At 74.0% G+C, this 10,682-nt stretch carries 8 protein-coding genes; 1 reads left to right on the top strand and 7 read right to left on the bottom strand.

Annotated features, from left to right (window positions below):
- From UWG_RS30240 to UWG_RS0116570, 7 genes are all read right to left on the bottom strand, one after another.
- A partial coding sequence (locus UWG_RS30240; protein WP_033196194.1) for a hypothetical protein occupies nt 1–287 on the bottom strand: 287 nt, incomplete at its 3' end.
- Nucleotides 284–1,705 carry a glycosyltransferase gene (locus UWG_RS0116595; protein ID WP_016908344.1) on the bottom strand — a complete coding sequence of 474 codons (1,422 nt, stop codon included), beginning with the start codon at nt 1,703–1,705 and terminating at the stop codon, nt 284–286. The genes UWG_RS30240 and UWG_RS0116595, both read right to left, overlap by 4 nt.
- A 50-nt stretch (nt 1,706–1,755) precedes the next feature.
- On the bottom strand, nt 1,756–2,814 hold the full coding sequence (locus UWG_RS0116590; protein WP_016908343.1) for a Gfo/Idh/MocA family protein: 1,059 nt from the start codon (nt 2,812–2,814) through the stop codon (nt 1,756–1,758).
- On the bottom strand, nt 2,811–3,929 hold the full coding sequence (locus UWG_RS0116585; protein ID WP_016908342.1) for a DegT/DnrJ/EryC1/StrS family aminotransferase: 1,119 nt from the start codon (nt 3,927–3,929) through the stop codon (nt 2,811–2,813). Before UWG_RS0116585 ends, UWG_RS0116590 begins: the two co-directional genes overlap by 4 nt.
- Before the next feature lie 101 nt (nt 3,930–4,030).
- Nucleotides 4,031–4,693, bottom strand: coding sequence for an acyltransferase (locus UWG_RS0116580; protein ID WP_016908341.1), 663 nt, complete (start codon nt 4,691–4,693; stop codon nt 4,031–4,033).
- A 652-nt stretch (nt 4,694–5,345) separates the two neighbouring features.
- Nucleotides 5,346–6,281, bottom strand: coding sequence for a class I SAM-dependent methyltransferase (locus UWG_RS0116575; protein ID WP_016908340.1), 936 nt, complete (start codon nt 6,279–6,281; stop codon nt 5,346–5,348).
- 166 nt (nt 6,282–6,447) lie between these two features.
- Nucleotides 6,448–7,797: an acyltransferase family protein gene (locus UWG_RS0116570; RefSeq protein WP_016908339.1), complete on the bottom strand. Its 1,350-nt coding sequence runs from the start codon at nt 7,795–7,797 to the stop codon at nt 6,448–6,450.
- Between the two features lie 278 nt (nt 7,798–8,075).
- Here UWG_RS0116570 and UWG_RS0116565 point away from each other — a divergent pair, with 278 nt between their 5' ends.
- Nucleotides 8,076–10,499, top strand: a complete 2,424-nt coding sequence (locus UWG_RS0116565; protein WP_016908338.1) for a glycosyltransferase family 4 protein — start codon at nt 8,076–8,078, stop codon at nt 10,497–10,499.
- Nucleotides 10,500–10,682 lie beyond the last annotated feature (183 nt).

Here is a 10,682-nt window from a genome sequence, read left to right as displayed (position 1 = left end):
AGCAGGTCGGTGCGCGGCAGCGGGCTGCGCGGCGAGGCGAGCAGCCGGTCCGCGGCGCGGATCGCGGCCTGCCCGCCGGAGGCGCCCAGGACCACCCGGGCCACGCCCGGCACCTTCCCGGCCTGCTGCCAGGCCGGGGTGTCGGGCACCACGAGGAGCACCTGGTGGCCCGCCGCCGCGAACTCCCGTGCGCGGTCGAGCGCCGCGCGGATGCGGAAGCCGCCGAGCGCCAGGTAGAGCACGCGGCTGCCGGTAGGTGCCGGCGCCGCTGCCGTCGTCCGCCTCATCGTGTCGCCTCCGCTTCCCGCTCCGACTGGCCTGCCGGTGCCTCGGGGTCGTCGTCCGGGGGGTGCCCCGCCAGCTTCCGCAGCCGCCGCTCCCAGGGGCCGAGGGTCGCCTCACGGGTGAACGCCCGCGCATGCGCGACGGCGCGCGCGTGGCGCTCGCGGTCGCCCGCGCGCGCCGCCTCGGCCGCCGCGACGAAGGAGCGCGCCACCTCCTCCGCCGTCAACTCCCCGCCGGCGAACCACAGCGGGTACCCGCTCAGCACCTCGGCCGCCGCGATCTCCGGTTGGTGCACCGAGACGACCGGCTTCCCCGACGCCATGTACTCGAAGACCTTCCCCGAGGTCACGTACCGCGCCCCCGGCACGCAGAAGACCAGCGCGTCGTGCTGCGCGTAGACGGACCGCACGTCCGCCTTGTCGAAGGGACCCGCGTACCGCACGCCCGTCTCGCCGCCCACGGGCAGGCGCCTGCGCAAGGCGGCGACGTCCTTGGGGAAGAAGCCGAGATGCCCGTGGATCGACAGCTCGGCCCCCTCCAGCAGCGGATGGCCGCGGGCGAGCCGCCACCCCTCGAAGAGCTCCCGGAGCGGCAGATAGGACGTGACGGTGCCGAGGTACCCGAAGCGGAGCGGGCGGTCCGGGTCCGGCGGACGGAACGGCTGGTCGCCGAGGAGTTCCGGCTCCCACCCGTTGGGCACGACCGTCATGCGCTCGGCCGCCGACGGGTAGCGCTCCCGGTGCCACTGCCGCATCCCGTCGTTGACGAAGACCGCCTCGGCCGCCCCGTCGAGGACGCGCCGCTCCCAGCCGTGTGCAGGGGAGCCGGCGGGGAACTTCGGCTCCTCGGTGAACTGGTTGAAGGTCCACGCGTCCCGGTAGTCCACGGCGTACGGGACGCCGAGGAGCCGCCCGAGGAACCAGGCGGCAGCGAACGACACGAAGGGGTTGCCCGTCGCGAGCACGAGGTCGAAGGGCCGCCGCAGATGGCAGGCGACCGCGTCCGCGAGCACCCGCGGTATCCAGTTGAGGTACAGCTCGGGGAAGACGCGGCTCTGGAGCACGCGGTGCAACTCGCGGGAGAGCGCGGGGAAGTTGCGGCGCAGCACGCCGTACCCGCGCACGTCGCGCTCCCAGTGGGAGAACGACATCGGCGGCCTGTGCACCCGGACCCGCGGATGGACGGTCGCCTCGAGCGAGGGGTCGCACGCCCCCCTGAGGTACTCCTCGAAGAACTCCCTCGGCGCCGCGAAGACCGTCGTCTCCCAGCCGCGGGACGCGAGGTGGTTGGCCGTCGCCCGGGCGCGGAAGACGCCGCTCGCACGGCTGGGCGGGAAGTAGTAGGCGAGGTAGAGGACGCGCGGCGCCCCGGCTCTCCCGCCTCTTCCCCGAAGCATCCTGTTCATCGGCGAGTTGGGCATCGGCGGGCCTTCCTGCGTGGCTGCTCGGATCGGTGCGGTGCTCCGCCGGGTCACAGCGGCGCCGGTGCGTGGCTCGGTTCGCCGGCCGTGCCGCCGACGTCGCGGCGTACGCGCGCCGACTCCAGCACGGCGGCGGAGACCTCGACGGTGCGCAGCCCCTGGCGCACCGTCACGAGGTCCGCGACCTCGGCAGCGCCCGCGTGCACCGCGTCCCTGAACCGCTCGTGCTCCACCTGGAGCGGCTCCCGCTTGGGGAAGGCGTAGCGGATCATGTCGCCCTCCGCGACGCCGCGGAAGGCGCGCAGCGCCTCCCACTCCGTCGCGAACGCCCCGTTGGCGTGGAAGGTGAGGTCGGCCGTGAGGGTGTCGGCGACGAAGCAGCCGCGCTCGCCCGTCACCGCGGTGAACCGCTCCTTGAACGGGCTCAGCCAGTTGACGAGGTGGCTGACGATCGTGCCGTCTGCCAACTCCCCGACGACCGAGACCATGTCCTCGTGGACGCGTCCGCTCTTCGAGGCCGTCCGCGCCGAGAGCGAGGCGTACGGCTGGCCCGTGATCCAGCTCGTGAGGTCGATGTCGTGGGTCGCCAGGTCCTTCACCACGCCGACGTCGGCTATCCGGTGCGGGAATGGCCCCTGCCGCCGCGTCACCACCTGGAAGACCTCGCCCAGCTCCCCGGCCTCCAGCCGCGAACGGAGCTGCTGGAACGCCGGGTTGAACCGCTCGATGTGCCCGACGCCCGCGACGAGGCCGGCGGCCTCGAACGCGTCGACGAGCCGCCGCGCCGCCTCCGGCGTGTGCGCCAGCGGCTTCTCGAGCAGCGCGTGGATGCCGCCGGCGGCCAGCCGCAGGCCGACCTCCTCGTGGTACCCGGTGGGGCAGGCCACCACCGCGTAGTCGGGGGCGAGTTCGAGGAGCCGCTCCAGCCGGTCGAGGAGCGGCACCCCCGGCGGCATCCCGGCCACGTCCGCCGCCGGATCGACGACGCCGACGAGGTCCACCCCGTCGAGCCCCGAGAGGACCCGCGCGTGGTTGCGCCCCATCGCACCGAGGCCGACGAGCCCGGCACGCAGCGTCGGCCTGTCCACGGCCGCGTCCGCCGTACTCATTCGACCACCGCCCCTGCCGCGGCCGCCGCCTCGTCGACGGCGCCCACCACCCTCGCCAGGTCGCCGGCGGTGAGCGTGGGATGGACGGGGAGCGAGAGCACCTCGGCCGCGGCCCTGTCGGTCTCGGGGAGCCCGGCCTGCTGGTGCGCGTACGGCGTGAGCCGGTGGATCGGCGTCGGGTAGTAGACGGCGCTGCCGACGCCGCGGAGCTCCAACTCCCGCTGCACCGCGTCCCGTCGGCCGCCGGGTACGCGCACCGTGTACTGGTGGTAGACGTGCCGGGCGCCGTCGGCGACCGGCGGGGTGGCCAGGGTCGTGATCCCCGAGTCGAGCGCCTTCGCGTTGGCCCTCCGCCGCTCCGTGTACGCGGGCAGCCGGCCGAGCTGGACCCGTCCGACGGCCGCGGCGACGTCGGTCATCCGCATGTTGGCGCCGACGATCTCGTTGGCGTACCGCTGCTCCATGCCCTGGTTGCGCAACAGCCGCAGCGTGCGGGCGAGTTCGGCGTCCTCGACGGCGACCATGCCGCCCTCCAGGGCGTGCATGTTCTTCGTCGGGTAGAAGCTGAAGCAGGCGGCCTCGCCAAAGGTGCCGACGCGCTCGTCGTGGAGGGCGGCGCCGTGCGCCTGGCAGGCGTCCTCGACGAGGGCGAGCCCGTACCGCCTGGCGAGCGCGCCGAGGCGGTCGGCGGCGGCGGGGTGTCCGTAGAGGTGGACGGGGAGCAGCGCGGCGGTGCGCGGGCCGATCGCGGAGGCGGCGGCGTCCGGGTCGAGGCAGAAGGTCTCGGGGTCGATCTCGGCGAAGACCGGCTCGGCGCCGGCGAGGCGCACCGCGTTCGCCGTGGCGGCGAACGAGAAGGACGGGACGACGACCTCGTCACCGTGCCCGATGCCGAGCGCCAGCAGGGAGAGGTGGAGCGCCGACGTCCCCGAGTTGACGGCGACGCAGGCGCGCCCGTCGACGAACTCGGCGAACTCCTCCTCGAAGGCGGCCACCTCGGGCCCCTGCACCACACGGCCGCTGCGCAGCACCCGCACCGCGGCCTCGATCTCCTCCTCACCGATCACCGGCTGTGCGGCCGGCACGTTCTCGGGTGCGTTGCGCTCGCGGTCCATGGCGCGATCCCTCCGTCAGCACGGCTCGTTCCCCTCCATGTCGACCCGGTCGCGGCGGCGCGCTAGCGGCCGCACCGAGGAATTCGCCCGTACGGCCCGGCTCAGCCGAACGGCAGGGCGGCGCGCTCCCTTCCCGGCTCCCCCGGAACCGCCGACGGCTCCTCGACGAGCCCCCCGCCCTCCCGCTCCCGGTAGGCCTCGCCCGTACGCGGGCACTCCCACACGCCGGGCTCGCCCGCGCGCTCCACCAGCCGCGCCCCGTCCCGGCCGACCCAGCCGATCCGCCGGGCGGGCACGCCGGCGACGAGCGCGAAGTCCGGTACGTCCGCCGTGACGACGGCACCGGCCGCGACCATCGCCCACCGCCCGACCCGCACCGGCGCGACGCACACCGACCGCGCCCCCAGCGACGCCCCCTCGGCGACCGAGACACCGACCGGCTCCCAGTCCCCGGCCCGCTTCGCCGAGCCGTCGGGCGCCACGGCGCGCGGCGCCCGGTCGTTGGTGAGCACGACGGCCGGACCGACGAAGACGCCGTCCGCGAGGGCAGCGGGCTCGTAGACGAGGGCGTGGTTCTGCACTTTGACCCGGTCCCCCGCCTCGACCCCGGGGCCGAGGTAGGCGCCCCGTCCGATCACGCACTCGGCACCGATCCTGGCGCCCTCGCGGACCTGCGCCAGCTCCCAGATCGCGGAGCCTTCGCCGACCTCGGCGTCCTCGGCGACCTGCGCCCCCGGCGCGACGCGGCACTGCTGGCTCTGCATGGGCACTCCCGGATACGTGCGGTACGACTCGCTGCCACGAGGATCCGGCCCGGCGCCCAATCCGCCTGCGGCGACGGGTGGTCGGCCCGCTCGCCGCTCCGGTCGGAGACCCCTCGTACGGGGACCGCAAGGGCGGCCCCGCGTTTGGCATCCAATCGCGGCCGTGCGCCGGCGGCACCTCGGGCGGGCCGACCGGGTGAGGGGCGCGTGGCGTGGGCACCGGGCGGCCGGTTCTCCTTCGCCGCGTGCACGCGTGCACGGGCGGACGCACGCGGAAGGTGCCGCGGCGCCCGCTGCACCACGTACGCGGCGTCCAAGTGCCCCCGGGATCCGGCGCACTTCGGCGCCGTCCGGCGCAACGAGCGGAGCGGCCCGCGCGGGCGTGCAGTCCTCAGGCGCCGGGCCGGCGAGGACCGCGCTCCCGGGCTCCACGCGGCAGGGCCGGCGCCGCCCTGCTCGCGCTCCGGAGCAGGGCGGCAGGCGTCGCGGCGCCAGGACGGCGGAGAGGCTCTCGTCCGCGGTGAGCGGCGTCTCGGTGCCTCTCGCCACCGCGCGCACGCTCTTCCGCCGGACATCCCCGAAGAAGGTTCAACGAACGGAGGACGGCGCGGACTTCACGGACATGCCCGCGTACCGCCTCCTCACCCAGCACTCATCCCCGCGCACGCCCCCGCACCCGGACGAGCCCGCGCACCACGGCAGGCGGCAACCAGTCCACCGCGGTTCGCCGCAACCCCGCGGGCACGCGGGCGCGGGAAGCCCGCACCGCGGACGCCGGCCCGCCGGGCGTTTCCCGGCCGGGCGCGCACCGCGGCGACGGGAGCGGCGGCGGCGCCGAGTCCTTCGCCGCGACGAGCAGCAACCGCTGCCCCGCGACGTCCTGCCACTGCAACCAGCACCTGCCGCGCTCGCTCAACCGCTCGTACAACTCCTCCTGGAGCGGCGCCGGATCGCCCCAGGTGCCGTAGAACTTGTGCGGGCTGGCGCAGATCGGCCGCAGCCCGCCGCCGAGCACCGCCTCCCAGGTGGCGCAGGCGACGCCGGGGGTGTGGCCCGAGCGGTAGTCGTCGAGGACGGCGACGCCGGCGCCGCCGAGTACGTCCCGGGTCGCGGCGAGGTCGTCGCGTACGTGCTCGTAGAGGTGGGAGGCGTCCACGTGGACGAAGCGGCAGCTCTCGGCGGGGACCTCGCGGGGCACCACGCTCGTCGGCGCGTGGAGGATGCGGGGCAGCTCCTCGTGGAAGGCGAGGTAGTTCGCCTCGAAGCCGCGGCGGGTCAGGGTGGCGTAGGAGCGCTCGGTCTCCCGGCTGTTGTGCTCGGTCGGCGCCGGGTCGCCGAAGAGGTCGCAGACGGTGAAGGTCTCCTCCGGACGCAGGTACGCCCCCAGCAGCACCGCGCTCTTCCCCAGGTAGGCGCCCATCTCCAGCATGTCGCCCCGGTGTTGGAGGCGGCGCTGCCGGTCGAGGAGGAGGTCGAAGAGGATCAGGTCGGTGTTGTAGAACCAGCCGGGCACCTCGTGGAGCGAACGCGGCGGCTGTGCCGCGTGCGCGTCGGCCCCGGTGGCGTCGGGTGCTTGTGGTGCGGACATCGCGGGGGCGCTCCTGAACAAGCGGGGTGGTGGAGCCCTGCGGTACGCACGCCGGGGCTCGCGTCGGTCCACGGCCTGTATAGGCGAGCGCAGGGGGCGCGCGCAGCGCCGCGCGCCTCGAATCGTCAGGGCTTGTCAGGACCGTCTGCCGCGAGACATCCGATGTTCAGCCGACGTTCGCGCCCGCCGCCGAACTCCGCGCCCCGGCGCCGGTCCCGGTCCGCTGTGTCGACGTCCGGGGCCGCGGAGTGAGGAAGCCCGGCAGCCGCGGCTCGATGAGCGGACGCAGGCACCGGCAGACCGGAGCCGTCGAGAGCCCGACGGCCGCGGCCCCCGCGAGCAGCGTCACGGGCACCATCGCCAACGCGCCCCACTCGACGACGAGTTCGTACCCGCCGAGCCCCTCGAACGTCTTGATGAGCAGCCCGTGGAGCAGGAACGGATACATGGTGCGGGCGCCGAAGGCGGTGAACCGCGTGTGCACGGCGGGGACGGCGGCGAGGAACGCGGCGCACAGCACCAGGCCGACCGCGAAGAGGACCACCCGCATCCCGAGGTAGACCTCCGGAGCGACGCCGATCTGCTCGTAGCTCTGCTGCATCAGCAGCCACTGCGTCGTCACCCGGGGCGCCGCCCAGTACGCGCCGACAAGGGCCCCCACCAGCACCGGCAGCGCCCACCTGCGGCTCGCCCTGTTGCGGAGCGGACGCAGTTGGGCCGACCTGAGCCGCAGCCCCAGCACGAACCAGGGAAGGAACATCAGGACCTTGCAGAGGGCGAGTTCACCCCCGACGTCGGTGAGCCCGGCGACGAGCGAGATCGCCACCGCGAACGCGAGCGGAAAGCGCACGGCCGACCACAGCGGCGCCGTGAGCCGCCAGAGGAAGAGCCCCACGAGGAACCAGCACAGGTACCGCGGCGAAGTCGGCGTCCACGCGAACTCCTCGCCGAAGCAGACCACGTACATCGCGGAGTAGATCGCCTCGAAGGCGAGGTAGGGCAGCAGCACCCCCGCGACGAGCCGGCGGATCTGGTCGGGACGGCCTTGGAAGTTCCGCGAGAAGTAACCGCACAGTGTGACGAAGAGGGGCATGTGGAAGGCGTAGACGAAGAGGTAGAACGGCTTCACCGCCGGCACCGCCTCGACGACGGGCCCCCAGCTGTGGCCCACCGCGACGAGCACGACAAGGAGGAACTTCGCGTTGTCCAGGAACGGATCTCTGCTGCGTCCGTCGACGACCGCAGAGGCGGTCGAGCCGGAGAGGACGCGCGAAGGCACCAGCTTGGCGAGGAAAGAGAGCCTGCCGGTCTCCGGGGGCTTCCGGCGGGGCGGGTGAACGCTCCCCGCCGCTTCCGGCGATGCGGTGGACCGGAGCTCGGCCTCTTGCAGGTTCGGCATCTCTCGTCCCTCGGGCTTCTCCTGCACCGCGAGCCCCGCTGCGGTATCGCGGCTTGCCTGCTCCGCGGCCGTGTACGCGGTCCTCGGTGCCGTCCTGGCACGGTCGGCGATCTCCATTGATCCGACCATAAGGACGGGCGTGCACCACCTCGGAGCGCCTTGCCGCCGGGAACCCGAAAGAGGGATAGCGCTGAGTCGTTCCAGGACCGATCCTGCCCCTGCGTGAGGTACGTACGCGCTGGTCAGCGCCTCGCGCGCGGCAGATCACCGGCTCCGACCCCCGCAACATGAATTGCGCAATACGGGAGCGCAGTGCATATCACTGTGCATATCACTCAGAGCGGTAAGAGAAGAACACCCGTATCACTGCGGGGGGAGAAAGTGCGGAGCACCTGATGAGGATCGCTTTCCTACTGGACAACGCCTACGGCATCGGCGGCACCATTCGTTCGACCGTCAACCTCTCCCGGGCCCTCGCCGATCGGCACGAGGTCCAGGTCGTCAGCCTCAGGAGGACACGAGAGACCCCGGCACTCCCCTTCGACCCGCGTATCACCCTCACCTCCCTCATCGACCTGCGCCGCGACTCCCCCGGCTACGACGGCGACGATCCCCGCTTCCACCGGCCCAGCCGCCGCTTCACCGAGGGCGCCGACCACCTCGCGCGCGGCATCTCCACCGAGCTCGGCGACGACCGCATCCGGGAGTGCCTGCGCACCCTTGCGGCCGACGTCGTCATCGCCACCCGACCGAAGATCAACGACTACCTCGCGGCGTACGGCTCGCCCGACACCCTCCGCATCGGCCAGGAGCACCTGACGCACCGCATGCACGGCGAGCACAAGCGGCGCCACCAGGACGCCGCCATCGCGCACCTCGACGGCTTCGTCACCGTCTCCTACGCGGACGCCGCCGACTACCGGGCCGCCCTCATGGAGAGCGACACCGAGATCGTCTGCATCCCCAACGCCGTCCCGCCGGCCGATGTCGAGCCCGCCGACGGCGAGTCCCGGACGATCATCGCCGCCGGCCGACTGATCAAGGTGAAGCGCTACGACCGGCTGCTGCGGGCCTTCGCGCTCGTCAGCGAGAAGCACCCGGACTGGCGGCTGCGCATCTACGGCCGCGGCCAGCAGCGCGCCAACCTGCGCCACTCCATCGACGAACTCGGCCTCTACGACCGGGCGTTCCTCATGGGCGCCCACTCGCCGCTGGAGACCGAGTGGGCGAAGGGGGCGGTCGCCGCCGTCTCCTCGGACGCCGAGTCCTTCGGCATGACGATCATCGAGGCGATGCACTGCGGCGTCCCCGTCGTCAGCACCGACTGCCCCTACGGACCAGGCGAGATCATCACCAACGGCAAGGACGGCGTCCTCTCGCCGCGCGGCGAGGAGGAGTTCACCGTCCACGCGTACGCCGACGCGCTCCTCCACCTCATCGAGGACCCCGAGCTGCGCCGGCGCATGAGCAGGAACGCGCTCGACAAGGCAGCCCGGTACGCACCCGAGCGGGTCGCCACCGAGTACGAGCAGCTCTTCGAGCGGCTGCTCGCCGAGCGACCCGCGCGCAGCGCCCCGCAGCACCCGCCGGAGCCGCTCCAGCCGCTCACCCCCGGCGGCGTCCCGCACGCGGCGGCACCCGCGAAGAAGACCGCGGAGTCCGCCACCTCGCCACCGGGCGAGGACGAAAGCTCCGGCGCGGGCGCCGCCGTCCGCGCCACCGGCGGGCGCGTGCTGCGCCGGATCCCGGGCGCGCGCCGGGTGCGCAGACTCGTCACCGGGTTGCTCCGCCCGGTGCTCCGGCGCCTGCGCCCGGCGCGCGGGGGCGCGCAGCGTCGACCGTCGCTCCCGAACCCCTCCGCTCACGTACGCGTCGCACGCGACGGGGGACTGCACGTCGCGCTGCGTACCGCGGAACTCCCCGCGGGCAGCGCCGCGTTGGTGCTGCGTACCCGGTACGAGAAGGAAGGGGTGCCCGAAGTGCGGCTGCCGCTGCCCGAGCAGCGGGGGGCCTCGGCCGAGGAGCGCACCGACGTCCTGGTGGACCGGCGGGAGCAGCGGCTCGCCGAGGCCCGCTGGGACGCCTTCGTGGAGGTGAGGACGTCGGCCGGGGTGGAGTACACCCGGGTGCGGGTCGAAATGGTCGAGAGCGCACGGCTGTTGAGCAACCCGGCGCCGCTCCAGGTCGGCGGTTCGGGGCAGGTGCTCACGCCGTGGGTCCCGTACGCCACGGCCGGCGGGTTCCTCGCCGTACGCGCCTGGCACAGGGACGGGCACGCCGAGGTCGTCGAGGTCTCGCTCGGCCCCAGCACCTGCACGCTCCACACCGAGCTGTACGGCCGCGCCGCAGAAGAGGCGCGCCGCGCCCCCGAGGGGCAGGCGATGCTCGCAGGCGTGGCCCGCGGCGAGGACGCCCGCAGCTTCGAACTCCCCCTCGCCCGGCTCGGCACGGCCGGCGCCGACCGCGCCTCGGCGAGCTTCGAGGTGCCCTACGACCTGCCGGGCGCCCTCGCCCGCAGCGACGAGGAGACCGCCTGGGACCTCTGGTTCAGGCCCGCCCCGGGGGCTCGTCCCGTGCGGCTCGCGCGGCTCCTCGACGACCTCCCCGACCGCAAGAAGACCGACGTGCCGCCCCGCGTGGCACTGAGCACCGAGCGTTCGCTGCGGCTCTACTTCTCCGTCAACAACAACCTGGTGCTCACGGCGGGCCCGACACCGCAGGACTCCACCCCGCCGCTCACCGCCACCTCGCGCGGCGGGACCGCACCCGCCGGCACCTCGGGCCCCGAGGAGGTGCCGCAGACCTCCACCCCCGCGTGAAACCGTCGACGAAGCCGCCGGGCGACCTCAGCCCGGCGCCTCGGCACGGCCCGCGAGACGGGTGTCCCGGTCCTCCGCTTCGGCGACGAGGCGGAGGACCGCGCGGCCGAACCGCTCCAGCGGGGGCGGCTCGTTCGGCCCGAGGAGGTGCGCCCGCAATGCGGCGCGCGCCTCGGCGAATCG

The organism is Streptomyces xiaopingdaonensis, assembly GCF_000262345.1.
In the GTDB taxonomy this organism is placed as follows: domain Bacteria; phylum Actinomycetota; class Actinomycetes; order Streptomycetales; family Streptomycetaceae; genus Streptomyces; species Streptomyces xiaopingdaonensis.
This window is presented reverse-complemented; position numbering and strand designations above follow the sequence as displayed.

Bases quoted from the DNA above. Each gene is read 5' to 3' on its own strand.
- UWG_RS0116595 (WP_016908344.1), bottom strand. From the start codon at position 1,705: ATGCCCAACTCGCCGATGAACAGGATGCTTCGGGGAAGAGGCGGGAGA.
- UWG_RS0116590 (WP_016908343.1), bottom strand. From the start codon at position 2,814: ATGAGTACGGCGGACGCGGCCGTGGACAGGCCGACGCTGCGTGCCGGG.
- UWG_RS0116585 (WP_016908342.1), bottom strand. From the start codon at position 3,929: ATGGACCGCGAGCGCAACGCACCCGAGAACGTGCCGGCCGCACAGCCG.
- UWG_RS0116580 (WP_016908341.1), bottom strand. From the start codon at position 4,693: ATGCAGAGCCAGCAGTGCCGCGTCGCGCCGGGGGCGCAGGTCGCCGAG.
- UWG_RS0116575 (WP_016908340.1), bottom strand. From the start codon at position 6,281: ATGTCCGCACCACAAGCACCCGACGCCACCGGGGCCGACGCGCACGCG.
- UWG_RS0116570 (WP_016908339.1), bottom strand. From the start codon at position 7,797: ATGGAGATCGCCGACCGTGCCAGGACGGCACCGAGGACCGCGTACACG.
- UWG_RS0116565 (WP_016908338.1), top strand. From the start codon at position 8,076: ATGAGGATCGCTTTCCTACTGGACAACGCCTACGGCATCGGCGGCACC.